22 protein-coding genes and 4 pseudogenes are annotated in these 25,046 nt (G+C 59.6%); 10 read left to right on the plus strand and 16 right to left on the minus strand.

Annotated features, from left to right (window positions below):
- The first annotated feature begins 158 nt into the window (after nt 1-158).
- Nucleotides 159-1,373 (plus strand): MFS transporter, encoded by a 1,215-nt coding sequence (locus AC1RQB_RS25680; RefSeq protein ID WP_063341655.1) that lies wholly within the window; start codon nt 159-161, stop codon nt 1,371-1,373.
- Here the strand turns inward: AC1RQB_RS25680 and cueR are convergent.
- From cueR to AC1RQB_RS25695, 3 genes are all read right to left on the minus strand, one after another.
- Nucleotides 1,327-1,740, minus strand: a complete 414-nt coding sequence (gene cueR / locus AC1RQB_RS25685) for a Cu(I)-responsive transcriptional regulator (protein WP_063341654.1) — start codon at nt 1,738-1,740, stop codon at nt 1,327-1,329. The genes AC1RQB_RS25680 and cueR overlap by 47 nt on opposite strands.
- Nucleotides 1,737-4,130, minus strand: coding sequence for a heavy metal translocating P-type ATPase (locus AC1RQB_RS25690; protein WP_063341653.1), 2,394 nt, complete (start codon nt 4,128-4,130; stop codon nt 1,737-1,739). The genes cueR and AC1RQB_RS25690 overlap by 4 nt, the downstream gene beginning before the upstream one ends.
- Before the next feature lie 191 nt (nt 4,131-4,321).
- Entirely contained in the window at nt 4,322-4,705 is a 384-nt protein-coding gene (locus tag AC1RQB_RS25695) for a hypothetical protein (RefSeq protein ID WP_063341652.1), read from the minus strand.
- Nucleotides 4,706-4,853: 148 nt separating this feature from the next.
- On the opposite strand from AC1RQB_RS25695, the gene AC1RQB_RS25700 reads away from it, so the two are divergent.
- Together AC1RQB_RS25700 and AC1RQB_RS25705 are read left to right on the plus strand one after the other, a co-directional pair.
- The gene (locus AC1RQB_RS25700; protein ID WP_008069687.1) at nt 4,854-5,051 is read left to right on the plus strand and encodes a heavy-metal-associated domain-containing protein; all 198 of its coding nucleotides are present in this window, start codon (nt 4,854-4,856) and stop codon (nt 5,049-5,051) included.
- A gap of 94 nt (nt 5,052-5,145) precedes the next feature.
- Complete coding sequence (locus AC1RQB_RS25705) at nt 5,146-6,342, plus strand: multidrug effflux MFS transporter (protein WP_063341651.1); 1,197 nt, start codon at nt 5,146-5,148, stop codon at nt 6,340-6,342.
- An 8-nt stretch (nt 6,343-6,350) separates the two neighbouring features.
- On the opposite strand, the gene AC1RQB_RS25710 is transcribed toward AC1RQB_RS25705, so the two are convergent.
- Together AC1RQB_RS25710 and AC1RQB_RS25715 are read right to left on the minus strand one after the other, a co-directional pair.
- The gene (locus tag AC1RQB_RS25710) at nt 6,351-6,521 is read right to left on the minus strand and encodes a hypothetical protein (RefSeq protein WP_007907130.1); all 171 of its coding nucleotides are present in this window, start codon (nt 6,519-6,521) and stop codon (nt 6,351-6,353) included.
- Between the two features lie 274 nt (nt 6,522-6,795).
- Nucleotides 6,796-7,809 (minus strand): zinc-binding alcohol dehydrogenase family protein, encoded by a 1,014-nt coding sequence (locus tag AC1RQB_RS25715; RefSeq protein ID WP_063341650.1) that lies wholly within the window; start codon nt 7,807-7,809, stop codon nt 6,796-6,798.
- A gap of 117 nt (nt 7,810-7,926) precedes the next feature.
- Between AC1RQB_RS25715 and vimR the strand changes: the two genes are divergently transcribed.
- Complete coding sequence (gene vimR, locus AC1RQB_RS25720) at nt 7,927-8,856, plus strand: transcription regulator VimR (RefSeq protein ID WP_063341649.1); 930 nt, start codon at nt 7,927-7,929, stop codon at nt 8,854-8,856.
- Between the two features lie 32 nt (nt 8,857-8,888).
- On the opposite strand, the pseudogene AC1RQB_RS25725 reads toward vimR, so the two are convergent.
- Nucleotides 8,889-9,365, minus strand: a pseudogene (locus tag AC1RQB_RS25725) (cupin-like domain-containing protein); the annotation flags it as partial.
- Nucleotides 9,366-9,495: 130 nt separating this feature from the next.
- Between AC1RQB_RS25725 and AC1RQB_RS25730 the strand changes: the two are divergent.
- Nucleotides 9,496-9,720 (plus strand): response regulator transcription factor, encoded by a 225-nt coding sequence (locus tag AC1RQB_RS25730; RefSeq protein ID WP_063341648.1) that lies wholly within the window; start codon nt 9,496-9,498, stop codon nt 9,718-9,720.
- Nucleotides 9,721-10,146: 426 nt separating this feature from the next.
- Nucleotides 10,147-10,455: pseudogene (locus AC1RQB_RS25735) on the plus strand (toxin-activating lysine-acyltransferase); the annotation flags it as partial.
- A gap of 661 nt (nt 10,456-11,116) precedes the next feature.
- On the opposite strand, the pseudogene AC1RQB_RS25740 reads toward AC1RQB_RS25735, so the two are convergent.
- Nucleotides 11,117-11,318, minus strand: a pseudogene (locus AC1RQB_RS25740) (LysR family transcriptional regulator); the annotation flags it as partial.
- On the opposite strand from AC1RQB_RS25740, the pseudogene AC1RQB_RS25745 reads away from it, so the two are divergent.
- The 3 genes and pseudogenes from AC1RQB_RS25745 to AC1RQB_RS25755 form a co-directional block, all read left to right on the plus strand.
- Nucleotides 11,303-11,440 (plus strand): annotated as a pseudogene (locus AC1RQB_RS25745) (LysR family transcriptional regulator); the annotation flags it as partial. The pseudogenes AC1RQB_RS25740 and AC1RQB_RS25745 overlap by 16 nt on opposite strands.
- Nucleotides 11,441-11,756: 316 nt before the next feature.
- A complete protein-coding gene (locus AC1RQB_RS25750; protein WP_008069673.1) occupies nt 11,757-12,491 on the plus strand; it encodes an ArsR/SmtB family transcription factor in 735 nt (244 codons plus the stop codon).
- 133 nt (nt 12,492-12,624) lie between these two features.
- A complete protein-coding gene (locus tag AC1RQB_RS25755; RefSeq protein ID WP_063341645.1) occupies nt 12,625-14,007 on the plus strand; it encodes an MFS transporter in 1,383 nt (460 codons plus the stop codon).
- A 222-nt stretch (nt 14,008-14,229) separates the two neighbouring features.
- Here the strand turns inward: AC1RQB_RS25755 and AC1RQB_RS25760 are convergent, their stop codons facing one another.
- From AC1RQB_RS25760 to AC1RQB_RS25785, 6 genes are all read right to left on the minus strand, one after another.
- Nucleotides 14,230-15,183, minus strand: a complete 954-nt coding sequence (locus tag AC1RQB_RS25760; protein WP_008069671.1) for an adenosine deaminase — start codon at nt 15,181-15,183, stop codon at nt 14,230-14,232.
- Between the two features lie 81 nt (nt 15,184-15,264).
- Nucleotides 15,265-16,230, minus strand: coding sequence for a 2-oxoglutarate and iron-dependent oxygenase domain-containing protein (locus tag AC1RQB_RS25765; protein ID WP_063341644.1), 966 nt, complete (start codon nt 16,228-16,230; stop codon nt 15,265-15,267).
- Nucleotides 16,231-16,369: 139 nt separating this feature from the next.
- Entirely contained in the window at nt 16,370-17,452 is a 1,083-nt protein-coding gene (locus tag AC1RQB_RS25770; RefSeq protein ID WP_063341643.1) for a BMP family ABC transporter substrate-binding protein, read from the minus strand.
- Between the two features lie 349 nt (nt 17,453-17,801).
- Nucleotides 17,802-19,160 carry an 8-oxoguanine deaminase gene (locus AC1RQB_RS25775; protein ID WP_063341642.1) on the minus strand — a complete coding sequence of 453 codons (1,359 nt, stop codon included), beginning with the start codon at nt 19,158-19,160 and terminating at the stop codon, nt 17,802-17,804.
- 254 nt (nt 19,161-19,414) lie between these two features.
- Nucleotides 19,415-20,101, minus strand: a complete 687-nt coding sequence (locus AC1RQB_RS25780) for an SDR family oxidoreductase (protein WP_063341641.1) — start codon at nt 20,099-20,101, stop codon at nt 19,415-19,417.
- Nucleotides 20,102-20,126: 25 nt separating this feature from the next.
- On the minus strand, nt 20,127-20,477 hold the full coding sequence (locus AC1RQB_RS25785) for a MerR family transcriptional regulator (protein ID WP_063341640.1): 351 nt from the start codon (nt 20,475-20,477) through the stop codon (nt 20,127-20,129).
- Nucleotides 20,478-20,559: 82 nt separating this feature from the next.
- On the opposite strand from AC1RQB_RS25785, the gene AC1RQB_RS25790 reads away from it, so the two are divergent.
- Entirely contained in the window at nt 20,560-20,982 is a 423-nt protein-coding gene (locus AC1RQB_RS25790; protein ID WP_063341639.1) for a hypothetical protein, read from the plus strand.
- Nucleotides 20,983-21,062: 80 nt separating this feature from the next.
- Here AC1RQB_RS25790 and AC1RQB_RS25795 read toward each other — a convergent pair whose 3' ends face one another.
- Genes AC1RQB_RS25795 through AC1RQB_RS25805 form a run of 3 tightly spaced genes read right to left on the minus strand, consistent with a single transcriptional unit; the run spans nt 21,063 to nt 24,672 of the window.
- Entirely contained in the window at nt 21,063-21,989 is a 927-nt protein-coding gene (locus tag AC1RQB_RS25795) for an ABC transporter permease (RefSeq protein WP_063341638.1), read from the minus strand.
- On the minus strand, nt 21,989-23,095 hold the full coding sequence (locus AC1RQB_RS25800; RefSeq protein WP_063341637.1) for an ABC transporter permease: 1,107 nt from the start codon (nt 23,093-23,095) through the stop codon (nt 21,989-21,991). Before AC1RQB_RS25800 ends, AC1RQB_RS25795 begins: the two co-directional genes overlap by 1 nt.
- Before the next feature lie 11 nt (nt 23,096-23,106).
- Nucleotides 23,107-24,672 carry an ABC transporter ATP-binding protein gene (locus AC1RQB_RS25805; RefSeq protein WP_063341636.1) on the minus strand — a complete coding sequence of 522 codons (1,566 nt, stop codon included), beginning with the start codon at nt 24,670-24,672 and terminating at the stop codon, nt 23,107-23,109.
- Nucleotides 24,673-25,046 lie beyond the last annotated feature (374 nt).

Here is a 25,046-nt window from a genome sequence, read left to right on the forward strand (position 1 = left end):
CCCCCCCCCCCCCCCCCCCCCCCCCCCCCCCCCCCCCCCCCCCCCCCCCCCCCCCCCCCCCCCCGCTCCCACAGTAGATTGTTGGTGTAAGTGAAGCCGTGTTCACACCACGCCCTTACACCAGCGATCTTCGAACCCCCCACACTCAAGGACTGAATGTGAACTCCACCCGCAATGCCCAACTGATCATCGCCGCCCGGCTGATTTCGGACTTCGGCGCTTTCCTCAACATGGTTGCCCTGGCCACCTACGTCTACCTGCTCAGCAACAGCGCCATGAGCGTCGGGATCTTCCTCGCCAGCCGTGTAGCCGGGGGGATCTTTGCCAGTTTGATCGGCACCCGGTTCTATCGCCGCTGGGCCGGGCGTCTGCCGCTGATTGCCTTCGACCTGCTGCGCGCCGGTTTGCTGGGCCTGCTGCTGGTGTTGCCGGTCACCCAACAAGCGCTGCTGCTACCGCTGATCGCATTCGGTCTGGGGTTCGGCAATTCGATGTTCGCCATTGGCCTCAACAGTCAATTACCGCACATGATCGATAAGGCGCAGTTGCTCAAGACCAACGCCTGGATGACCTCGGCATCATCTGCGGCGATGGTCGGCGGGAGTCTGGTGGCAGGGTTGTTGGTGGCGGGGTTTGGCTTTGAAACGGTGTTTGCCCTGAACGTGGCCACTTACCTGTTGGCGGCGTTGTTGATTGTGCCGCTGCGGTTTCCCAGACCTGCACCCAGCGATGAACCCCATCACCAACAAGGCGAATGGTCGGCCCTGCGTCAGGGTTTACGCACAGCGCCGGTGCTGGCGGCGATGCTTGCCGTCGCGATGGCCGACACTTTGGGCAGCGCCGCACACAACGTCGGCTTCCCGATCATTTCAAAATTGCTGACACCCGAGTCGGCCAGCACCACCCTGGGCATGATGCTGGCGGTCTGGGCCAGCGGGAAATTCATCGGTGCGCGAGTTGCCAGTCGCCTGAAAGGTACGGACAACGTTCATCTGGAACGGCGATTTTTCTTTGGCGTGTTGCTGATGTCCTGCGGCTTCATCCTGATGTTTCAGCAGCAAACGCTTTACGGCTTGCTGCTGTTTTCATTGCCCGCAGGCTTGGGCGACGGGTTCTCGGAAGTCGGCCTGATGTCGCGTCTGCAACGTGAACCGGACAACCTGCGCCTGCCGATTTTCAGTTTCCTGACGCTGCTGCAAATGACCGGGTTCGGCATCGGCATGTTGATCGCCGCGCCGTTCTATTCGTGTTGGACGCCCGGCGCGGTGGTGTTGTTGTTTCACGGCATTCCCCTCACCACGTTGCTGGTGGCGAAGGGGGTGGCGCTCAGGAATGGGCGGGTTCGGCGCAGCAGCCCGACGCCAGCTCCTTGAGGATCGGGCAGTCCGGGCGGTGGTCGCCGTGGCAATGCTCTACCAGGTCTTGCAGGGTGTCGCGCAGTTGGCCGAGTTCGCGAATCTTCTGGTTCAGCTCGTCGATGTGCTGACGGGCCAGCGCCTTCACATCAGCGCTGGCGCGCTGACGGTCTTGCCAGAGGGTCAGCAGTTTGCCGACTTCCTCCAGCGAAAACCCCAAATCCCGAGAACGCTTGATGAACGCCAGAGTATGCAGATCGTCGTCGCCATAGACCCGATAGCCGCTGTCGGTACGATGTGCAGCCTTGAGCAGGCCGATGGATTCGTAATAACGGATCATCTTTGCGCTCAGACCGCTCTGGCGGCCCGCTTGGCCAATGTTCATCGGTGATCCTCCAGGTCTTTGGGTTTCCAGGTTTTCAACAGTAACGCATTGCTGACCACGCTGACGCTCGACAGCGCCATGGCTGCGCCGGCCAGCACCGGGTTGAGGAAGCCGAACGCCGCCAGTGGCAGGCCGATCAGGTTATAGACGAAGGCCCAGAACAGGTTTTGGCGAATCTTCGCGTAGGTCTTGCGGCTGATCTCCAGCGCCGCCGGTACCAGCCGTGGATCGCCGCGCATCAGGGTGATCCCTGCAGCGTGCATGGCGACGTCGGTGCCGCCACCCATGGCGATGCCGATGTCTGCCGCGGCAAGGGCCGGTGCGTCGTTGATACCGTCGCCGACCATTGCCACCACACCGGTTTTTTTCAGTGCGGCGACGGTGGCGGCTTTGTCAGCCGGCAGGACTTCGGCGTGGACATCGCTGATGCCCAGCGCCTCGGCGACCACCTTGGCGCTGCCGCGGTTATCGCCGGTCAGCAGGTGGCTGCTGATGTTCCGTGCGCTTAAGCGTTGCACTGCTTGCAAGGCGCCGGGTTTGAGCGTGTCACCGAAGGCGAACAGGCCGAGCACCCGTGGCTCGGGGCTTTGTGCGATCAGCCAGGACAGGGTCCGGCCTTCGGTTTCCCAGGCCGTTGCGGAGTCAGCCAATGGTCCGGCGCTCAGGCCGCTCTCTTCCAGAAGGCGCCGATTGCCCAAAGCCAGTCGCCGACCATCGAGACCGCCGGCAATGCCGCGTCCGGTCAGCGATTGACTGTCGCTGACATCAGCCACGGTCAGGCCGCGCTCGGTGCAGGCATCCAGCACAGCCTTGGCCAACGGGTGTTCACTGCCGCGTTGCAGCGCACCAGCCAGTTGCAGCAAGGCGGCTTCGTCACCTTCGATGGCACTCAGATGCGCGATGCGCGGTGTGCCCGACGTCAGCGTGCCGGTCTTGTCGAACACCACGGCGCTGACTTCATGAGCGCGCTCCAAGGCTTCGGCGTCCTTGATCAGAATCCCGTAGCGCGCCGCTACACCCGTGCCGGCCATGATTGCCGTCGGCGTGGCTAGCCCGAGTGCACAAGGGCAGGCGATCACCAACACTGCGACGGCGTTGATCAACGCGGTTTCCAGAGGCGCGCCGTACAGCCACCAACCGACCAGGGTCGCCAGGGCGATCAGCAGAACCACAGGCACGAACACCTGGCTGACTTTATCCACCAGTTTCTGGATCGGTGCTTTCGCCGCCTGCGCGTCTTCGACCAGGCGGATGATCCGCGCCAGCACGGTTTCTGCGCCGAGCGCCAAGGTCTGAACCAGCAGCCGACCTTCGCCATTGATGGCACCGCCGGTGACCTTGTCACCCGGTTGTTTTGGCACCGGCAGGCTCTCGCCGCTGATCAGTGCTTCATCGGCGTGGCTCTGGCCTTCCACAACAATGCCATCCACCGGGAAGCGTTCGCCGGGTTTGACCATGACCAGATCGTTGAGGCGCAAAGCGCTGATCGCAACCTCCTGCTCACGGCCATCAATCACCTGAATGGCTCGCTCCGGACGCAAGGCTTCAAGGGCGCGGATGGCGCTGGCGGTCTGGCGCTTGGCGCGGCTTTCCAGGTATTTGCCCAACAGCACCAGCGCGATCACTACTGCCGAGGCTTCGAAATACAGGTGCGGCATGCGACCGGCGGCGGTGGCCCACTCGTAAACGCTCAAGCCGTATCCGGCGCTGGTGCCCAGGGCCACCAGCAAATCCATGTTGCCGGCACCGGCGCGCACGGCTTTCCACGCAGCGACATAGAAGCGCGCGCCGAAGATGAACTGCACCGGGGTGGCCAACGCAAACTGCACCCATGCCGGGAGCATCCAGTGCACACCGAAAGGTTGCAGCACCATCGGCAGCACCAGCGGCAAAGCGAGGGCGATGGCCGCCAGCAAGGCCCAGCGTTCGCGATGCAGGCGTTGCTGTTGAATGTCGGCTTGCGGGTGTTCGACTTCCCAGACGCTGGCGGAGTAACCGGCTTTGGTCACGGCGTCGATCAGGGTTTGCGGATCGACCAGGCCGAGCAGTTCGAGGTGCGCACGTTCGTTGGCCAGGTTAACGCTGACACTCTTCACGCCCGGCACCTTGGTCAGCGCCCGTTCGACGCGGCCGACGCAGGACGCGCAAGTCATGCCGTCGATGCTCAATTCCAGGGTCTGCTGTGGCACGCTGTAACCGGCCTGCTGCACCGCGTCCATCAAGGCAGGCAGGCTGTCACTGGGCGCTTGAACCCGGGCCTGTTCGGTGGCCAGGTTGACGCTGACGGCCGTGGCGCCGATGACTTTGCTCAAGGCACGCTCGACACGTCCGGCGCAACTGGCGCAGGTCATGCCGGCAATCGGCAGATCGAAGGTGGTGGATTCGGACATCGGTCACGCTCCCTGTAGAAATTACCTACAGGATCAACCTTGCCATGCTGGCAAGGTCAAGCGCCAGTCTGAAAATCGCCGCAGGCCTAATGTGGGAGCGGGCTTGCTCGCGAAAGCGGTATGCCAGTCGACATCATCGTTGACTGACACGCCGCCTTCGCGAGCAAGCCCGCTCCCACATTGGTTTTGCGTCAATACTCGAGGGCGGCAGGCTTGAGGTACATCCCTTCCTGCGTCATTGCAATCCGGAACTTCAACACATCCCCGGCCTTGAGCGTGATGTTCTGCGAACCCGGCGCGAGCATGCCCGGGTTGCAACCCGGCACCTGGCCCGGCAGCAGTTTGAGGCGCAGGGACACATTGCCCGGCGGCAGGTTGAACGAGGTGCTCTGTTCCTGGAACAGTCGCGCCGATAGCTGATCCTGGATGTACACGCCGATCTCGCAGGAAGTCGAAACCTCCAGGCGCTCGCGGGAAATGATCAGCACGCCATAATCCTCCCCGGCGGCTTGAACCGAAGGTGTCGCGGCAAATAGGGTGAGGAAGCCAAACAGGCTGAGAGCTGACCAGCGCATGGCTGAATCTCCTGATGTCGAGTCATAGATGGACGCAGCTTGGCCGAGCGTGGCGCCGATTGCCAGCCCGGCAGGTTGCTTGAGAACTTGACCTTGCCATGGTGGCAAGCTCGAGACTGACCTCAACCCTCATTAAAGGAGTTGTCCCATGCAAGTGTTCAATGTTGAAGGCATGTCCTGCGGTCACTGCGTCAAGGCCATCACTCAGGCGCTGCAAGCCAAGGATCCCGCGGCCAGTGTGCGCATTGATCTGGCGGCAAAAGAAGTCGGCGTTGAAAGCGCACTGACGGCCGATCAGGTGATCGCCGCGATCAGCGAAGAGGGCTATGGCGTCAAATTGGCCTGAGTTTTTTAATAGTTAGCGACCTAACGGAATGTTCAAGGCGTCCACGCAAGGCTAGACTGTCGGCCTGCCGATCCCTGTCTAATCTGGACGCCTGATGAACTTTCGCACAATCCTGATTCTCGGCGCCTTGAGCGCTTTCGGTCCGCTGGCGATCGATTTCTATCTGCCGGCATTTCCGGCGATGGCGCTCGCTTTCGGCACCGACGAAAAACACGTTCAACTGACCCTGGCGGCCTATTTCCTCGGCTTGTCCATTGGTCAACTGGCGTACGGCCCGGTGGCCGATCGCTTTGGGCGACGCATTCCCTTGCTGACAGGTGTCGGCTTGTTCACCGCCGCTTCATTGGCCTGTGCTTATGCGCCGACGCTGGAATGGCTGATTGGCGCACGTTTCGTCCAGGCGCTGGGCGGGTGCGCGGGCATGGTGATTGCGCGGGCGGTGGTCAGCGATAAATGCGATGCGGTGGGTTCGGCGAAGGTCTTTTCGCAGTTGATGCTGGTGATGGGCCTGGCGCCGATTCTTGCGCCAATGCTGGGCGGGTTGCTGGTCAACACGACGGGCTGGCAATCGATCTTTCTGGCGCTGACCGGTTTCAGTGCACTGGCAGGGTTGGCGGTGGCTCTCGGGTTGCCGGAAAGTCTGCCGGCCCATGTGCCGCGCCAACCGTTGTCGGGCGCGCTGCGTCAGTACGGTCGGTTACTGGCGGACCCGATCTTCCTCGGCCATGCCCTGACCGGTGGTGTCGCCATCGCCGGGATGTTTGCCTACATCGCCGGTTCACCGTTCGTCTTCATCAAGCTCTATGGCGTGCCGGCCGAGCATTTTGGCTGGCTGTTTGGCATTAACGCGGCGGGTTTCATTCTGGTGGCCCAGGTCAATGCCCGGATGCTGGCCAAGCGCGGCCCGGCCTTTTTGCTGGCACGGACTGTCTGGTTCTATCTGTCGGGCGGTTTGGCCCTGTTGGCGGTCAGCGCGTTGCACACCGAACAGTTGTGGCCGTTGCTGATTCCGCTTTTCCTCTGCATCGCCAGCCTGGGTTGCATAGTGCCTAACGCCTCGGCCTGCGCCATGAACGGGCAGGGCGCGCGGGCGGGCAGTGCCTCGGCGATGCTCGGTTGCCTGCAGTTCAGCGTTGCCGCCGGGGCCGCAGCATTGGTGGGTGTTTTACACGATGGCAGCGCCATGCCCATGGCCATGGTCATCAGCCTGTGCGGGATTCTGGTGGTGAGCGCGGCGACGCTCACCCGGCGTTTGCAAAATGCCCGGGCGCTGACGCAAGCCCAGGTCTGAGGACGGACTCAGCCAGCAGCGCGATGCTGACGGTCGGGAATCTGATGGGGTGCGTGCAAGCGCGCTTCAAGCGTTTTAGTGAACGCCAGGGCTTCGGCCTCACTGCGGAACGTCACAGCGTGTTGATCCAGGCGGACCTGCCAGCGGGATGTTGCCACTTCTTTTATCAGGATCTTCATTGCTGAACTCCTATCGTAAAAGACGTCTCGTAAAAGACATCACATAAATGATTGTTCGCAGAGTTTTCGATTGTAGACCCGAATACGATCGCAATTGTGACAACGGTCAATTCTCTGACTGACGGCAAAAAATCGCCGGTTCCTACAAGACCGAAACATCCGGGATGTACGCCGATCCACGTAGGAGTTGCCGAAGGCTGCGATCTTTTGATCTTGCTTTTAAAACACAAGATCAAAAGATCGCAGCCTCCGGCAGCTCCTACAAAGGCTGCGATCAGAACCCTTCAAGCACAATTTTGCCCTTGGACTTGCCGCTCTCCAGCAGAGCATGGGCACGCCGCAGGTTGGCCGCGTTGATGGTCCCGAAGTGCTCGCCAACCGTGGTTTTCAGCGTGCCCGCATCGATCAGCCCGGCGACGCGGTTGAGCAGGTTGTGCTGCTCGATCATGTCTGCGGTTTCGAACAGCGAGCGGGTGTACATGAACTCCCAGTGCAGCGACAGGCTCTTGCGCTTGAGCTTGGTCACGTCCAGCGACTTCGGATCATCGATCAGCGCCAGTTTGCCTTGCGGCGCCAACGCCTCCACCAATTGATCCAGGTGTTGATCGGTCTGGGTCAGGCTGGCGACGTGGGTCACCTGCTCGAACCCGGCACGTTTGAGTTCCTCACTCAGCGGCTGGCTATGATCGATCACCTGATCGGCGCCCAGGTCACGCACCCAGCTCTGGGTTTGTGCACGGGAAGCGGTGCCGATGACCTTCAAGCCGGTGAGCTGGCTGGCCAATTGCGTGAGGATCGAACCCACACCGCCAGCGGCACCGACGATCAGCAGGCTCTGGCCTTCATCGGTTTTGCCTTCGCGCACTTGCAGGCGTTCGAACAGCAGTTCCCACGCGGTAATGGCGGTCAGCGGCAGGGCGGCAGCTTCGGCGAAACCGAGGGTTTTCGGCATATGGCCGACGATTCGCTCGTCCACCACATGCAACTCGCTATTGCCGCCGGCACGGGCGATGGAGCCGGCGTAGAACACTTTGTCGCCGGCCTTGAACAAGGTCACTTCGCTGCCGACGGCCTTGACCACACCGGCCACGTCCCAGCCCAGCACCTTTGCCGCGCCGCCTTCCGGCTGGACGTTCTGGCGAACCTTGGTATCCACCGGGTTGACCGAGATGGCTTTGACCTCCACCAACAGGTCGCGCGGGCCGGCGACCGGTTCTGGCAGTTCGATGTCTTGCAGGGATTTTTCGTCGCTGATGGGCAGGGAGGCGTAGTAGGCAATGGCTTTCATATGGGCTCCTGGAACGGAATGATTTCGATGGGACAGATGATTGGTTATTTCCCGGCAAGATAAAACCCGCTAAAAGAGCAGTCTCTTTCAATATTTTTTTGATAATCGGGGCTGGCGATGTTGCGTTTCGATGACTTGCAGTTGTTCGTTCGGGCTGCGGACCTGGGCAGCCTGTCGGCGGCGGCACGGGTGATGGATATGTCGGCGGCGGTGGCCAGTGCGGCGTTGAAGCGCATCGAACAGCAACTCGGCGCGCGCTTGCTCGCCCGTTCTACCCGTAGCCTGCGCCTGACTGCTGAAGGCGAGGGCTTTCTGGAGTACGCCCGGGCAGCTTTGAGCAATCTTGATGAGGGCCGCCGCCTGCTGGCCAGCGGGCAGGATCAGGTCAGCGGGATTTTGCAGTTGTCGGCGCCTTCGGATTTCGGTCGCAACCTGCTGTTGCCATGGCTCGACGAGTTTCAGCGCGAGCATCCGAAGCTCACGGTACGGTTGCTGCTGGGTGACCGCATCGCCGACCTGTTTCGCCAACCGGTGGACATTGCCCTGCGGTATGGCGAGCCGGAAGACTCGAGCCTGGTGGCGTTGCCCATCGCCCCGCAGAACCGTCGTGTACTCTGCGCGGCGCCGAGTTACCTGGCCCGGCATGGCGAACCTCGGTATCTGGAGCAATTGGCTCAGCACAATTGCCTGTTATTCATGCTCGGTAGTCGGGTTCACGATCACTGGAGTTTCCACGATGGCAAACGCGAAGTGAGCCTGACGGTCAGTGGTGATCGCTTCAGTGACGACGCCGATGTTGTGCGTCTGTGGGCGATAGCCGGGGCGGGGATTGCGTATAAATCCTGGCTCGACGTAGCGGCCGATGTGCTGGCCGGTCGGTTGAAAGTGCTGATGCCGGAGTTGCTCTGTGAGCGCGCACCGCTGAATTTGCTGTGCGCCCATCGCGCACAATTGAGTAAGCCGGTGAACCTTTTGCGGGAAATGCTTGCCAGCCGATGCGCTCACATAAGCAGTCAATTTCCGACGAAATCGGATGTCGATTATTAGTCGCAGACACGCCAAATGAGTACGAGAGATGCTTAATCCCCCAGCAATGCATAGGTCTCGCTACGAATGGCGTCCACCCAAAAGTTTATTGAGAGTGACAAGCTCAGCGAGCTGACCTCGTGGTACCAGCCCTCGGGTAAATACAACATATCGCCAGGTCGTAGTTGAAGGTGAAAGAATTTCACCTGCCTCGCCTTAGGAAACCTGTCGAAGTCCGGAGAGGACGGGTTGAAGTCACAGCCCTCCAGCCCGCCCTGGGGTGAAGTTGACCAACTGCCTAATGCTTCGCGGTGGTGCGGCGCGGCTAGCAGTATCGCCTTTTCACCCCAAACTTGAGCAAAAAGGTTGTCGGAGTCGTCACGATGAAGTGGGGTTAGCGTACCTTTCGGGCCCAACCAGAAGCGTGGGGGAAGATATAGGCGCCTTTTGAAGTAATCGGGGAACCTGATCAATTCGCGTGCTGATCCGTTGCGGAGATTCCTGTGGGCTCCGCCAGGCCTTCGAGGCTCGCTCTGGGGTGGACGGGTAAATTTCTTGCCTGGCTATTCGTATCATCCCAGCTATCTCGCATTACATGGCTGTAGGAACAGCATGGCCGGTGACCGGGAATTGATTGTGCAAACGTTGCCTGAATGACGAATGGAGCAGTACTTGAGAATTACCAGAAGAGAGCGCGAAGTTATACTGTTACTAGTAAATGGATTGACTAATAAACAAATCGCTCAGCAACTGGGTATCAGTAAATATACAATCAGGGATCACCCTTCATCCATATTTGAAAAAATGGATGTCACAAGTCGTATCGAGCTAGCCGTTTTGGTTGTTGGGATGAAAGAAAACCCCTGGTGTGCTATTTCGAAATAAACGTCGTCGCGAGGTAGTCATAGTCTTCTAATTTTTTATCAAGAGGCGCTTATATTAAAGATGGCTCTGTTCTGATATTACGCACTGGCGACAATAAGCAGCTGGGCGTTGTTTGTTGTTGCGTGAAGTTGTGCTGAGCGCCACACCTACAGGTGTAGGGTGGTGTTTTGCTGCTATTTCCTCTAGGGTTGTGGATAGCAATTACCACCTTGCCGTTGGAGTGGTTTTTATTGGGCGAGGTACCGGCCCTTGGATCGAAGGGTGCAACATTGTTTACTTAAACGATTCGATAGCAGGCAAGCAACGTTCAGGCGACATACTCCGAGATTATAGTTATATGGTGAAGTCCGCATCGGAGCGCCATCGTGACTTGCCATTGAAAACCTTTAAGGCCGAGCGCTATGGAGGAGATGGTTTAATAGGACAGCCACCCCTATAGGTTATGTCACCTGGGCACATCTGGCGGATGATGTCGAACACCGTTTGATAACGGACCCGGACTTTCTGCTTCATCCGGCCGAGTGGAATGAGGGTGGGCGTACTTGGATCATTGATTACTGCTTTCCTTATGGTGGGAGTAAGGAGTCTTTCCATCAGCTAAAGGATATTTTTCGAGCGCAGGGTATTGAACAGGTCTCTTGGGTGCGCAGGAACGCAGATTATTCAGTCAGAAAAAAAGTGCGGTGCAGGCTGCGAGAGTCAGTGGCACCGTATCGGGAAGGATTATATGACTGATGTAATGAGCCAGTTGGTCTGGCCAGAATTAGCGTCACCGCTATGTGCGAAACGATGCCAGTAAAAACTGTTGTGCGACCGCATACCGTTAAATGAGAAGGATGAATATATTGAAAGGCTTTGTCGTGTTTTTAATTACAATTTTAATTGGGATTGCAGTTGGTACAATTGCCGAGTATTGGGAGGTGAATAAATACATCAAGTATGTGTTGATGGCTGCGATTATAACTATTTTTCTTCGGTTGTTGGGCTATAAAAATGGGAGTGGTCGACAAGTTTGAATTGTGCAGCATGAAATTCAATTAAATTGGTACTAACTAAGGAAGCAAGATGAGAAGTTTAACGGACAAAGAATTGCTGATGGTTTCCGGCGCAGGATCCGGGATGACTGTCTCGCCAGAGACCGTGGGCGGCGCAGTCGGGGGGATGATCGGGGGTATGGCAGGCGGGCTAATCGGAGGAGGAGTCGGCGTTATCGTAGGCGGCGCGATAGGTAACTCTCTGGCAAACGGAACGCGTGACCCAGGCTCGGTGAGCACCAGTGGTATTCCTTGGGGAGCTTCGATGGGCGGCCCTTACCAGCCCGTGCAGAAGGAGAGCTGACCAAGCGCGCCCATTTGCGTGCCCGCAAGCTGGATTCAACGGGTCGCGGCGAACGCGGCTCATTGGTTCCGTCCGTCTGTCCCATCCCGATGAGCTGATCCTGCCCGTTGACCAGCAGGCGGCGGCCCTCATCGAGATTGCTCAAGGCTGCCCCGGGCGTATTCCAGAAAGCCTCGCCTTCAGCGGTCAGGCGCAGGCTACGGGTAGGACGGGCGAGCAAGCGCGCCGAGTTGCTGTTCGATACGAGCGCCTACCGCTGAATTTGCTGTGCGCCCATCGCGCACAATTGAGTAAGCCGGTGAACCTTTTGCGGGAAATGCTTGCCAGCCGATGCGCTCACATAAGCAGTCAATTTCCGACGAAATCGGATGTCGATCATTAGTCGCAGGTAAATAGCGAAATTTCTGTCAGCAACTATCACCACCAATGGATTCCCAAGGGCAGGAACCAGCGGTTAACCCGCTTATACTAGCGCCCGCCTCATGTACGCACCGTCGACCTCGCAATGGCGAGTCCAGGTTCGATTCGGTCATACCCGATGGTCATCACCGGACCTTCGTTGCACCCACGAAGCAATGGCTTGGGTGAGTGGGTGGCTTTGCCCGGTCCATGGCGGTTTTCGCGTCTTGGCCGACGACACATTACTGGTCAAGATGTCTCTGAGCAGTAGACGAAACGATTCAACAGGGAGTGAATACATGGAACATGCACCTTGCATCAGCCAGATCGCCACATTACTGGCTGACCCCAAGCGCAGCGCAATGATGTGGGCCTTGATGGACGGCTCGGCGCGACAAACCGAAGAGCTGGCGTTGCTGGCCGGCCTGTCGCCGTCTTCGGCCAGTGCGCATTTAGGGCGTCTGTCCGCCGGAGGTCTGTTGAAAGTCGAAACCCGTGGCCGCAAACGGTTTTTCCGGCTTGCCGCGCCGGAAGTCGGCGCCGCGATAGAGGCTCTGGCCAGCGCGACCCTGGCCAGCGCGCCTCGGGACATTCCAGAGGTTTTCAAACGCACGAGCCCTATCGCCAAACCTCAGGCGGCGCCTTCGTCATTGCTGCGGGCCAGGCTCTGCGACGACCATCTGGGCGGCACCTTGGCCGCCGACCTCTACCAGCGCCTGCTGGATGCGGGCTGGATCGAGCAATTCGATCAGCGGGTCATGATCACTCACAAGGGCGCCACACAATTGGCAACACGCGGTGTGTTCATCCAGGCGCTGGCTCATCGCAACAGCAGAGTCGCCTGCGCTTGCCCGGACTGGAGCGAAAGACGCCCGCACATGGGCGGTTCATTGGGCGCGGCGTTGTTGCAGCTGTTCATGCAATCGGGCTGGTTGAGCCTGCCCAACGATTCGCGAGCGTTGCAGATCACCGCTTTGGGGCAACAGGAAATCCATCGCTTCGCCAAGGAAACCGAACTGGAAATGGCGCTTTAGAGCCGTTGAGGTGCGACGTCCGGGATTTGTTTCAGACGTCGTTCATAGCTGTGGACAGGTCGCATCCAGCAATAATCCCCAGCTGCTATCGCGCACACTCGATCCGGGGATTTCAGGATTGGGGGAATGTGGCATGGAAACACGAAGCTTCAGCGCGGCAGAACGATTGGAACGGCTGCCCATCAGCGGTTATCACCGCATCATTTTCATCATCATTGCCCTGGCGTTTTTCTTCGACTCCATGGACCTGGCGATGATGACCTTTCTGCTCGGCTCGATCAAAACCGAGTTTGGCCTGAGCACGGCGCAGGCCGGGTTGCTGGCCAGTTCGAGTTTTTTCGGCATGGTTCTGGGCGCATCGCTGTCGGGCATGCTGGCCGACCGCTTCGGGCGAAAACCAGTGTTCCAGTGGAGCATTGTGCTGTGGGGCATCGCCAGTTACCTGTGTTCCACGGCGCAGAACGTTGAAACGCTGACGTTGTTCCGAATCCTGCTGGGGATCGGCATGGGCATGGAGTTTCCGATTGCTCAGTCGATGCTGTCGGAGCTGATTCCGGCAAAGCGACGTGGGCGTTACATCGCGTTGATGGATGGTTTTTGGCCGCTCGGCTTCGTGGCGGCCGGGGTGCTGTCGTACTTCCTGTTGCCGGTGATTGGCTGGCGCGACATCTTTCTGGTGTTGGCGGTGCCGGCGGTGTTCGTCCTGGCGATTCGTTTTTTCATTCCCGAGTCACCGCGCTGGCTGGAGCAGGCCGGACATCATGACGCGGCGGATAAGGTCTTGCTCGGCATCGAAGATCGAGTCCGGGCTTCATTGGGCCGTGCGGATTTGCCTGAACCGATTCGTCTGCCCCGGGTGGCGAGTCAACCGGGTACTTTCTTCTCTGCGCTAGGGGAGATCTGGTCGCCGCAGTATCGCCAGCGCACGATGATGATCTGGAGCGTGTGGTTCTTCGCCTTGCTGGGTTTCTATGGCCTGACGTCCTGGCTCAGTGCGCTGTTGCAACAATCGGGTTTCGCGGTGACTCAATCGGTGTATTACACGGTGCTGATTTCCCTCGGCGGGATTCCCGGTTTCCTCATGGCCGCTTGGCTGGTGGAGCGTTGGGGGCGTAAACCGGTGTGCGTCGTGACATTGCTCGGCGGTGGCGTCATGGCGTTTCTTTATGGCCAGAGTGCAGTGTTCGGCGGCAACGTCAGTCTGTTGATTACCTCGGGGCTGCTGATGCAGTTCTTTCTGTTCGGCATGTGGGCGGTGCTCTACACCTACACCCCTGAGTTGTACCCGACGTCGGCACGCGCCACGGGCTCGGGGTTCGCGTCAGCCATCGGCCGCGTAGGGTCGTTGCTCGGGCCGTTGGTGACCGGGCTAGTGTTCCCGATGACCGGGCAGGGCGGGGTGTTTGCGCTGGGGGCGATGTGTTTTGCGATTGCGGCGGGGGTGGTGTGGATGTTCGGGATGGAGACCCGGGGTAAAACGTTGGAAGAGTTGAGTGAGCCGGTGATCGTCAGGTAAACACCGAACGAATGTGGGAGCGGGCTTGCTCGCGAAAGCGGTATGCCAGTCGACATCATCGTTGACTGACACGCCGCCTTCGCGAGCAAGCCCGCTCCCACATTAGGTTCTACGGTGATTTTTACTGTGAGGTAGATGCAAAAAAAGATCGCAACCTTCGGCAGATCCTGCAGGTGTACACATAACCCTGTAGGAGCTGCCGAAGGCTGCGATCTTTTGACTTTAAGGTTTGACCAATCTGGCATCCAGGCTGTTCTGCGCCAAGCGCTTGGCCTGATCCTGGGTCATGCCCAGATCGGTGTACAGCGCATGGAAGTTCTCGGTGACATAGCCGCCGAAATAGGCCGGGTCATCGGAGTTCACCGTGACCTTCACACCGCGCTCGAGCATCTCGAGAATGTTGTGCTGGGACATGTGATCGAACACGCAGAGTTTGGTGTTCGACAACGGGCACACGGTCAGCGGGATCTGCTCGTCGATGATCCGCTGCATCAAGCGCTCGTCTTCGATGGCGCGCACGCCATGGTCGATGCGCTGGATTTTCAGCAGGTCGAGGGCTTCCCAGATGTACTCGGGCGGGCCTTCTTCACCGGCGTGGGCCACGGTCAGGAAGCCTTCGCTGCGTGCACGATCGAACACCCGCTGGAACTTGCTCGGCGGGTGGCCCATCTCCGAACTGTCCAGGCCCACGGCGACAAACGCGTCGCGGAACGGCAGCGCCTGGTCGAGGGTTTTCTGCGCTTCGTCTTCGCTCAAGTGACGCAGGAAACTGAGGATCAAACCGCTGGTGATGCCCAGTTGCTGCTCGCCATCCTTCAGTGCGGCGGCGATGCCGTTGAGCACGACTTCGAACGGGATGCCACGGTCGGTGTGGGTTTGCGGGTCGAAGAACGGTTCGGTGTGAATCACGTTCTGCGCCTTGCAGCGCAACAGGTAGGCCCAGGTCAGGTCGTAGAAATCCTGAGACGTGCGCAACACATCGGCGCCCTGGTAATACAGGTCGAGAAACTCTTGCAGGTTATTGAAGGCGTAAGCCTTGCGCAGCGTTTCAACGTCGCTCCACGGCAGGGCGATCTTGTTGCGTTCGGCCAGGGCGAACAGCAGCTCAGGCTCCAGCGAACCTTCCAGGTGCAAGTGCAATTCTGCCTTGGGCAGAGCGTTCAGCCAGTCGTACATTTTTGAAATCTCATCAGGTGCAATGAGGGCATTCTACAGATGCCCGCAGAAACAATGAGCAAAACCTGACCAGCCGGTTCATTACACGGCTTCCTGTTGCCGTCGATAGGCGTAGGTGTCGGCGAAGCGCGACAGCAGGAATTCGGCGCAGGTGGTGCCAGGATACTTTGCCGGATGGCGTTCATCCTGGCAGCCGGGCAGGCATTCGATAGGCGTGTCGGGGTGCGGTTCGGCAAAGAACGGCATCGAGTAACGATCCACACCCGACGGGCTGATCACCCGGTGCGGCGTCGACAGGTAACGGTCGTTGCTCCAGCGCGCCATCATGTCGCCGAGGTTGACCACGAACGTGCCTTCAATCGGCGGCGCATCGATCCATTCGCCCCGCACATTGCGCACTTGCAGTCCGCCAGCGGCATCCTGATAGAGCAGGGTGATGCAGCCGTAATCGGTGTGAGCGCCGGCACCTTGCTGATCTTCGGTGCTGGCAGTGTGGCGCGGCGGGTAATGAATCATCCGCAGCACGCTGACCGGTTCTTTGAAACGGCTGTCGAAGAAATCGCGCTCGATGCCCAATGCCAGAGTCATGGCCCGCAACAGGGTTTGAGCGAGCGCCTGCATGTCGACGTAGTGTTGCTCCATCAGCGATTCCCAACCGGGCATCGACGGATGACGGTTGGGACCGCGCAAAGGTTTTTCCGCAATCACCTCGGGATGATCGGCCGGCAGGTGCAGGCCCATGTCGAAGGTTTCTTTCAGGTCGCAGGGCTTGCTCGGGTCGAGTTGCTCGGTGGCGATGGCGCCATAGCCGCGGTGGTGGCGGGTTTGAGTGATGTCGATCTTGAGTTTTTCGGCAGAGGGCTGGGAGAAGAAACGTTGGGCATGGTCGAGCACGGCGGCGATACGCGACGGGGCGATCGGGTGGCCCTTGATATAGAAAAAGCCCCATTCGCGGCAGGCGCGGTCGATTTGTGTGGCGATCGATTGCCAGGCTTGATCGTCATCGCTGTAGAGCGGGTTGATATCGATGATCGGGAGTTGGTTCATGCGCAGTCCTTGAAAACGCTGAGATCCAGTGTGGGAGCGGGCTTGCTCGCGAATGCGGTGTGTCATTCACATCAATGCCGACTGACACACCGCCTTCGCGAGCAAGCCCGCTCCCACAGGGTTTTGTGTTCGGCCGGAATTACTTCGGGATCTCGGCCTTCATGCCTTCGACGTAGTAGTTCATCGACGCCAGCTCCGCATTGGTGGCCGTCGCGCCCGTCGGGATCTTCTCCACGCCGGCCTGGTCCTTGATTGGCCCGGTAAATGGCTGCAAGGTCCCGCTCTTGATGTCGGCAATGATCTGCTCGGCTTCGGTTTTTACTGCCGCCGGCACCAGGTCGCTGATCGGCAGCTCAACCGTGCCTTCCTTCAGACCGCCCCAGTAATCCTGGGATTTCCATGTGTGGCCGAGCACGCTTTGCGTCGCCTGAATGTAATGCGGCCCCCAGTCATTGACGATAGACGTCAGCACCGCTTTCGGCCCGAAGTGCGCCATGTCCGATGCATAACCGACGGCATACACGCCGCGACGTTCGGCCGCCTGGATCGGTGCCGGGCTGTCGGTGTGCTGGAACACCACGTCCACGCCCTGGTCGATCAGCGCATTGGCGGCGTCGGCTTCCTTGCCCGGATCGAACCAGGAATTGACCCACACCACTTTGATCTCGGTGCCCGGGTTGTACTTGTTCAGGGCCAGCTGAATGGCGTTGATGTCGCGGATCACTTCCGGAATCGGGAACGAGGCGACGTAGCCGACTTTCTTGGTCTTGGTCATCTTCGCCGCGAGGAAACCGCCGACGTAGCGGCCTTCATAAGTGCGCGCCAGGTAGGTGCCAAGGTTCTTGTCCTGCTTGTAGCCGGTGGCGTGTTCGAAGGTCACCTTGGGAAATTGTTTGGCGACTTTCAGGGTCGGGTTCATGTAGCCGAAAGACGTGGTGAAAATCAGGTCGTACTTGTCCTTGGCCATGTTGCGGATCACCCGCTCGGCATCGGCGCCCTCGGCGACGTTCTCCACGTAGTTGGTGGTGATCTGCTCGCCGAATTTTTCTGCCAGCACCTTGCGTCCCTGTTCATGCTGATACGTCCAGCCGTGGTCACCGATCGGGCCGATATAGACGAAGCCGACTTTCAGCGGGTCGGCAGCACTGGCGGCCAGGCTGGCGCTCAGACCGATGGCTGCGGCGACAGCGCAGAGCAGCTGCTTCAACGGACGTTTATGCATGAACGGGAACTCCATTTTGTTGTGAGGTAGGTCAGGGCAATGCAAATTGCTGACCAACAGGACAACAAATGGATCGAAATCGCGTAACGGCCATCGCGGGCAAGCTCGCTCCCACATGACCTGCGCAAATCCCGTAGGAGCGAGGCTTGCCCGCGAAGAGTCCCTGACGACCACCACAGAACCATCCCGGTGCACCGTCTCGAATCCACGCCATCCGCTGGTGCGAGGGCCTCACACCAAACTGTGGGAGCGGGCTTGCTCGCGAAAGCGGTGTGTCATGCAACATTGATGTCGGCTGACACACCGTCTTCGCGAGCAAGCCCGCTCCCACAGTTTGATTGATGTTGTGTCAGGTGCCGGCGATCAACTGCCGAGCCGCCTGGCTGTGATCGGCAATCAACCCTTTCAGATCCAGCCCCTCAACCTGACCGTCGATCACCCGCCACTTTCCGCCGACCATCACCCGGTCCGCCCTATCCGCCCCGCACAGCAGCAGCGCCGATACCGGATCATGGCTGCCGGAGAAGCGCAGTTCATCCAGTTTGAACAGCGCCAGATCCGCCTGCTTGCCCACCGCCAGTTCACCGATATCGGTGCGCCCGAGCAAACTCGCCGAGCCCTTGGTCGCCCAGCCCAGTACCACTTCCGGTGTGATTTTTTCCGCGCCATAGCGCAGCCGCTGGATGTACAGCGCCTGACGGGTTTCGAGGATCATGTTCGACGCATCATTGGACGCTGAACCGTCAACGCCCAGCCCCAGCAGCGCACCCGCAGCGGTCAGGTCCAGCGTCGGGCAAATGCCGGAAGCCAGGCGCATATTCGAGCTCGGGCAATGGCAAATACCCGTGCCGGCCGCGCCGAGACGGGCGATTTCGTCGGGGTTGAAATGAATGCCGTGGGCCAGCCAGGTACGCGGCCCGAGCCAGCCGACGCTGTCCAGATAATCCACGGTACGCAGGCCGAAACGTTGCAGGCAGAAGTCTTCTTCGTCGAGGGTTTCCGCCAGGTGCGTGTGCAGCCGTACGTCGAGGGTATTCGCCAGTTCGGCGCTGGCGGACATTATCTCCGGGGTCACCGAGAACGGTGAACACGGTGCCAGGGCGATTTGAATCTGCGCTCCATCGCCGCGCTCGTGGTAGGCGGCAATCAAACGTTGGCTGTCATCGAGGATCACTTCACCTTCCTGGACGGTCTGCTGCGGTGGCAGGCCGCCGTCTTTTTCACCAAGGCTCATGGAACCGCGAGTGAGCATGGCGCGCATGCCCAGTTCGCGAACACTCTCGACCTGCACGTCGATCGCATTTTCCAGGCCTTCCGGAAACAGGTAATGGTGATCGGCCGCGGTGGTGCAACCGGACAGCAGCAACTCGGCCAATGCGACTTTGGTGGCGAGGGCGAGCTTTTCAGGGGTGAGACGAGCCCAGACCGGATAGAGGGTTTTCAGCCACGGGAACAACGGCTGATTAACCACCGGAGCCCAGGCACGGGTCAGGGTTTGATAGAAGTGGTGATGGGTGTTGATCAGCCCCGGCAGGATCACGTGTTCGCGCGCATCGAAAACGTGGTCACAGGGCGCGGCGGGTTGTTGACCGGCGGCGAGCACTTCGACGATCAAGCCGTCTTGCACAACCAGACCGCCACGGGCATCGAGCGCGTTGGCCGTGAAAATGGCGAGGGGATTTTTTAACCAGGTACGGGTCGCAGGCATGTTGGCCGGCTCCTCTGAAAGTTGGGTTCAGGGTTGCCAGCTCAGTGTTGCCCTGTCTGCTGATCCAGGGTCGCCGCGGGGGCGAGGTGCGGAGTTTCGAACAAAAAAGCTTTGCGGGCAAGCCATGCCCGACAGGACAACGCAAAACCCCTGTGGGAGCGGGCTTGCTCGCGAAGGCGGTGTGTCATTCACATCAATGCCGACTGACACTCCCTCTTCGCGAGCAAGCCCGCTCCCACACTCGATCTGTGGTGTTACCAGGGAATGGTCTCACCCCTGTAGTTCACAAAATGATGCCCGCCCTTGCTGGCATACGCATTCACCTGATCAATCAAGCCGCGGGTGCTGGTGTCCACATCAATGTCGGCACCTTCACCACCCATATCAGTCTTCACCCAACCCGGATGCAGCGACAGCACGGTGAGTTTCTGTTCGCCCAATTGCGTGACGAAGCTGTTGGTCATGGAGTTCAGCGCCGCTTTGCTGGCCTTGTACAGCGCCAGTTCCGGCGCATCGGGCATGGTCACGCTGCCCAGCACCGAACTCATGAACGCCAGCACGCCGCTGCCATCGCGAATCTGCCCCACGAAACGCTGGGCCAGATTGATCGGCGCCACGGCGTTGGTGAAGAACAGCTGACCCACCTCGGCCAACGTCGCGCCACCCGGCGTCTGGACCTCCGGCCCCTTGACCCCGGCATTCACGACCAACAGGTCGAAGACTTCGCCCTTGAGTTGTTGACTAAGGGCAATGACCGCTTGCTGATCGTCCATGTCGAGTTTTTCGATCCGCACCTTGCCCAGCGCTTGCAAGGCTTCGGCGCTCTGTGGGTTGCGCACGGTGGCGGTGACTTGCCAGCCGTCGGCCAGCAGGGTTTTCACCAGACCGAGGCCCAAGCCTCGGGAGGCACCGATGATGAGTGCGGTTTTTGCCTTGGACATGAATGGCTTCCTTGATGGATGAGAATCACGGATTTAATGGACAACGTTGACTGAGCCGATGTTGCAGTTCCTGACGCAAGACATCGAGTTCGGCGATGCGGGTTTCGATCAGGTTCAGTTTGTCTTGCAGCAGTTGGGTAACGGCATTGGCCGGGTCGGGCGACTGCCACAACGCGGCGACACTGCTGCCGATTTCGCCAAGGGTAAAGCCCAGCCGCTGGGCCGTCTTGATGTACAGCACCAGTTGCACCATCTCCGCCGGATAGTCGCGATAACCATTGGCGCTACGTTGCGCGGCGATCAATCCGCGCTGTTCGTAAAAGCGCAATGTGTCGCGGCTGACGGCGCTGGCCTGGGCTAATTCACCGATGCGCATCTTGATGTCTCGAGAGGGCTTGACCCTGGAGCATACTCCAGGCTTTAGCCTTGTTGCTCCCTGAATTTATGGAGCAAGACGGATGTGGACTTCAACGCAATATCGTCAAGTGGTGCGTGGCAGTGCGTGGTACGACCTGATCGTGACCGCTGCTTTTGTGACGCCGTGGAGTTTTGCGGCGTTGCATGGCGTGTTGTTGAGCCTGAGTCAGACTTTCAATTTGCCTGGCGAGCTACCGCCGTTCGAGCCGATGCACATGCTGATGGCGAATTTGTTGGGTTCGATTGTGTGCGTGTGGGCGGTGCTGCGGATTCGTGATCCGCAGCAGGTGTTTGGGCGGTATGACGCGGTGGGGCGGTTTCTGTTTTCGGCTTGGCAGCTGTATGCCTTGCTCCACGGCGCAAGCTCATTGCTGGTTGTTTTCCTGGTCTTTGAATTGGCGTGGGGCGTTGTTCAAGTGTTGCCTGTTCGGGCGCCTTCGCGGGCAAGCCCGCTCCCACAGTGATTTTGGCGAACACGGAATTTTCTATCGACACAAAACTTGTGGGAGCGGGCTTGCCCGCGATGAGGCCCTTGAAGCCGACCCTAATGCCCTGCCTGCCACGGCTGCCCCAACGACACCGGCGCATACAACCGTGTGCGCACGGCATCTCGGGACAACAGCACCAACACCACAATGGTCGCGACATACGGCAGCATCGCCAGCAGGCTCGACGGAATCGCCAGCCCCAATCCCTGCGCCACCAAATGCAGGATGCTGGCGAGGCCGAACAGATACGCCCCGAGCAGCAATCGCCACACCCGCCAACTGGCAAACACCACCAGCGCCAGGGCAATCCAGCCGCGACCGGCGCTCATGTTTTCCGCCCACATCGGTGTGTACGCCAGGGACAGATAAGCCCCGGCCAACCCCGCCATTGCGCCGCCAAACAGCACCGCCAGCGTGCGCACGCGCAACACCGGCAAGCCCATGGCGCTCGCCGCGTCCGGGTTTTCGCCGACGGCCTGAATAATCAACCCGACGCGACTTTTCAGAATCACCCAGGCCACTATCGTGAACAGCGCGAACGACAGGTACACCAGCAAGTCCTGGGCAAACAGCATCCGCCCGATCAGCGGGATTTCACTCAACAACGGAATCGCCACCGGCTCGAAACCCGCCAATGGTTTGCCAACCCACGCTGCGCCGACAAAGGTCGATAGGCCCACGCCGAAGATCGTCAACGCCAACCCGGTCGCCACCTGATTGGCGTTGAACACCAGTGCCACCAAGGCAAACAGCGACGACAACAGCATCCCGGCGAGCATTGCCAGCAACACGCCAAGCCAGAGGTTGCCGCTGTTTAGCGCGACGATAAAACCGATCACCGCCCCAAACAGCATCATGCCTTCCTGCCCCAGATTGAGGACGCCACTCTTCTCGCAAATCAGCTCGCCCAGCGCCACCAGCAACAACGGCGTACCGCAGCGAATCATGGCGTAGAAAATATTGCTCAGCAGATCGATATCCATCACAAGGCTCCTGCGTGTACGGCGGTGGTTGGTGCACGGCGAGCCCAGCGCAGGTTCAAACGCAGTCGGTAGAGAATCAGTACGTCACTGGCCAGCAGGAAAAACAGCATCATCCCCTGGAACAATTGAGTGATCGCTTGCGGCAGGTTCATGCTCATCTGTGCGCTTTCGCCACCGATGTACAGCAGCGCCATCAACAGGCTGGAAAACAGAATGCCGATGGGATTCAGCCGCCCGAGAAACGCCACGGTGATCGCCGCATAGCCGTAACCCGGTGAGACCTGCGGCACCAGTTGGCCGATCGGCCCAGTGACTTCGCACACTCCGGCCAGTCCCGCGAGGCCGCCGCTGATCAACAACGCCAGCCAGATCAGCCGCTTCTCGCGAAAGCCGACGAAACCGGCGGCGCGCTTGTCCAGCCCAAGCACTTTGATCTGGAAGCCGACAAAGCTTTTCTGCAGCAATACCCACACCGCCACCAGCGCGAGCAAGGCGAAATACACACCGGCATGAACCCGGCCGTCCTCCGTCAACAGTGGCAGTCGACTGGCATCGCCGAACATTGCCGACTCTGGAAAGTTGAACCCCGCCGGATCTTTCAATGGCCCGTGGACGCAGAACAGCAGCAGGTTCAGGGCGATGTAATTGAGCATGATGCTGGTGAGGATTTCATTGGCGTTGAAGCGCGTGCGCAACCACGCCGTCAGCCCGGCCCATGCGGCGCCGGCCAGGGTGCCTGTGAGCAGGATCAACACCAGCGCCCAGCGGCCTTGCCAGTCAATGATGTTCACCGCCAATGCACTACCAGCGAGGGCGCCGAGCAGCAACTGACCTTCGGCGCCGATGTTCCAGATCCGCGCCTGATACGCCACCGCCAGGCCCAATGCGCAGAGCAGAATCGGCAGCGCTTTGACCAACCATTCGGAGACGCCATACAAGTCGCTGATCGGTGCAATCAGCAGCGTGTGCAAGGTCAGCAACGGATCGTGACCCAGCGCGATAAACAGCAATGAGCCACAGCCCAGCGTCAACACGGCCGCCAGCAAGGGCGAGCACCACAACATCAGGCGTGATTGCTGGCCACGGGGTTCGAGAGAAAGCAGCATGTGAAACTCCGTTAAAGCGCTACGGGGGCAGGTGATTGAGGTGTGTCGAACTGGCCGGCCATCCAGCCGCCGACGTCGCTCAGATGGGTGTCGACGGTGGCCTGCAATGGCGATAGCTGACCGCCGCACAGGGCGCCGAGGCGATCGCAGATCTGGAACAGTTCGTCGAGGTCTTCGGAGATCACCAGGATCGCCGCGCCAGCATCGCGCAAGGCAATCAACGCCCGGTGAATGGTCGCGGCCGCGCCGACGTCCACGCCCCAGGTCGGGTGCGCGGCCACCAACAGCTTGGGCTGCTGAAGGATTTCCCTACCGAGGATGAATTTTTGCAAGTTGCCGCCGGACAGGCTGCGAGCCGGTGCCAGGGAATCAGGTGTCTTGACCCCGAAGCGGCGAATGATGTCTTCCGCCAGCGCTTGGACCTTGCCGCGCTGGACCAGCCCGTGGCTGACCAGCCCCTGTTGAAAGGCGGTCAGCAGGGCGTTATCTGCCAGGCTCAGCTCCGGCACCGCGCCATGACCCAGACGCTCGGCGGGGACGAACGCCAGGCCAAGTTTGCGTCGTGCATCCGGCCGCAGATGCGCCACCGGTTGCCCGCCGAAACTGATCGTAGCGCTGTCATCGCGGGGCAACCGTTCTTCACCACTGAGCAACGCCAGCAACTCATCCTGACCATTGCCGGCCACCCCGGCGACCCCCACGATTTCGCCGCTGCGCACGTCGAAATCAATATTCTTCAGAGAGCAGCCGAACGGGTCCGGGTTGTGCCAGGACAATCCCGTCACACTCAAAAACGCATCAGCCCCCATGACCTTTGGATAGTCAGTGATCAGCTCGGCAGCTTCACCGACCATCAACTGCGCCAGTTGCCGATCCGAGCACTGCGCCGGCACGCAATGCCCGGCTACCCGACCGCCGCGCAACACCGTAGCGCTGTGGCACAACGCGCGCACTTCGCCGAGCTTGTGGCTGATAAACAGAATGCTGCAGCCCTCGGCCGCCAGTCGACGCAAAGTGACGAACAATTCGTCGGCTTCTTGCGGAGTCAGTACCGACGTCGGCTCATCGAGAATCAACAGGCGGATGTCCTGCATCAGGCAGCGAATGATTTCCACCCGCTGACGCTCGCCGATGGACAGGCTGTGGACAAGTCGCTCCGGTTCCAGGGCCATGCCGTAGCGTTGGGACACTTCACGTATCTTCGGCTCAAGCTGCTTCGGTGTACCCGCCGCAGCGCCCATTGCCAGCGCGATGTTCTGCGCCACGCTCAGGGTTTCGAACAGCGAGAAATGCTGGAACACCATGCCAATCCCGAGGCCGCGCGCCTGGGCCGGATTGCGCATGGTCACGCGCTGGCCCTGCCAGATCATTTCCCCTGAGTCGGCGTGAGTGACGCCGTAGATGATCTTCATCAGGGTACTTTTGCCCGCACCGTTTTCGCCGAGCAGGGCGTGGATTTCACCGGGCGCAATACTCAAGTCGATGGCATCGTTAGCCAGGCACCCGGGATAACGTTTGCTGATTCTGCGCAATTGCAGGCGGGGTATTTGATCGGGGATCGGCACGGGGTTGGACATGACAGGCTCGGGTCGACAGAAGTTATGCCTGGGGATAAAGCAATTTCCTGGCCATTGAGTCAGGAAATCGGCAAGGCCTTGCTGGTTTAGGGTTGTGGGCGGTGTCTCGCCTTATTCCAACTCCGAATCAGGCACCACTTGAGGGCACGTTCTTTGATCAGGCTCTGGTTTTGCGCGCTGTGAATTGATCAAAAAACGAGCAATACCTTGCAAGCTATGTCGGATACGGGGCTGCGCCAGCCATGAACGGGTTATCCACAGGTTGTTCCACAGTATTTGTGCGCAAGCCGAGCGGAGGGGCATAAGCACTGAGGCGCTTTCTTCTAATGGCGATAAACCGCTCTAACTGTTTGTTTTTACGTGGAATAAATGTT

This window comes from Pseudomonas sp. GW822-FHT02E03 (genome assembly GCF_058802325.1).

What these genes read in the sequence shown, in the direction of transcription:
- AC1RQB_RS25755 (WP_063341645.1), top strand. Translation starts at nt 12,625, where the DNA reads ATGGAAACACGAAGCTTCAGCGCGGCAGAACGATTGGAACGGCTGCCC.
- AC1RQB_RS25770 (WP_063341643.1), bottom strand. Translation starts at nt 17,452, where the DNA reads ATGCATAAACGTCCGTTGAAGCAGCTGCTCTGCGCTGTCGCCGCAGCC.
- vimR (WP_063341649.1), top strand. Translation starts at nt 7,927, where the DNA reads ATGTTGCGTTTCGATGACTTGCAGTTGTTCGTTCGGGCTGCGGACCTG.
- cueR (WP_063341654.1), bottom strand. Translation starts at nt 1,740, where the DNA reads ATGAACATTGGCCAAGCGGGCCGCCAGAGCGGTCTGAGCGCAAAGATG.
- AC1RQB_RS25700 (WP_008069687.1), top strand. Translation starts at nt 4,854, where the DNA reads ATGCAAGTGTTCAATGTTGAAGGCATGTCCTGCGGTCACTGCGTCAAG.
- AC1RQB_RS25775 (WP_063341642.1), bottom strand. Translation starts at nt 19,160, where the DNA reads ATGCCTGCGACCCGTACCTGGTTAAAAAATCCCCTCGCCATTTTCACG.
- AC1RQB_RS25795 (WP_063341638.1), bottom strand. Translation starts at nt 21,989, where the DNA reads ATGGATATCGATCTGCTGAGCAATATTTTCTACGCCATGATTCGCTGC.
- AC1RQB_RS25710 (WP_007907130.1), bottom strand. Translation starts at nt 6,521, where the DNA reads ATGAAGATCCTGATAAAAGAAGTGGCAACATCCCGCTGGCAGGTCCGC.
- AC1RQB_RS25805 (WP_063341636.1), bottom strand. Translation starts at nt 24,672, where the DNA reads ATGTCCAACCCCGTGCCGATCCCCGATCAAATACCCCGCCTGCAATTG.
- AC1RQB_RS25785 (WP_063341640.1), bottom strand. Translation starts at nt 20,477, where the DNA reads ATGCGCATCGGTGAATTAGCCCAGGCCAGCGCCGTCAGCCGCGACACA.
- AC1RQB_RS25690 (WP_063341653.1), bottom strand. Translation starts at nt 4,130, where the DNA reads ATGTCCGAATCCACCACCTTCGATCTGCCGATTGCCGGCATGACCTGC.
- AC1RQB_RS25790 (WP_063341639.1), top strand. Translation starts at nt 20,560, where the DNA reads ATGTGGACTTCAACGCAATATCGTCAAGTGGTGCGTGGCAGTGCGTGG.
- AC1RQB_RS25715 (WP_063341650.1), bottom strand. Translation starts at nt 7,809, where the DNA reads ATGAAAGCCATTGCCTACTACGCCTCCCTGCCCATCAGCGACGAAAAA.
- AC1RQB_RS25800 (WP_063341637.1), bottom strand. Translation starts at nt 23,095, where the DNA reads ATGCTGCTTTCTCTCGAACCCCGTGGCCAGCAATCACGCCTGATGTTG.
- AC1RQB_RS25730 (WP_063341648.1), top strand. Translation starts at nt 9,496, where the DNA reads ATGGAGCAGTACTTGAGAATTACCAGAAGAGAGCGCGAAGTTATACTG.
- AC1RQB_RS25765 (WP_063341644.1), bottom strand. Translation starts at nt 16,230, where the DNA reads ATGAACCAACTCCCGATCATCGATATCAACCCGCTCTACAGCGATGAC.
- AC1RQB_RS25780 (WP_063341641.1), bottom strand. Translation starts at nt 20,101, where the DNA reads ATGTCCAAGGCAAAAACCGCACTCATCATCGGTGCCTCCCGAGGCTTG.
- AC1RQB_RS25705 (WP_063341651.1), top strand. Translation starts at nt 5,146, where the DNA reads ATGAACTTTCGCACAATCCTGATTCTCGGCGCCTTGAGCGCTTTCGGT.
- AC1RQB_RS25760 (WP_008069671.1), bottom strand. Translation starts at nt 15,183, where the DNA reads ATGTACGACTGGCTGAACGCTCTGCCCAAGGCAGAATTGCACTTGCAC.
- AC1RQB_RS25695 (WP_063341652.1), bottom strand. Translation starts at nt 4,705, where the DNA reads ATGCGCTGGTCAGCTCTCAGCCTGTTTGGCTTCCTCACCCTATTTGCC.
- AC1RQB_RS25750 (WP_008069673.1), top strand. Translation starts at nt 11,757, where the DNA reads ATGGAACATGCACCTTGCATCAGCCAGATCGCCACATTACTGGCTGAC.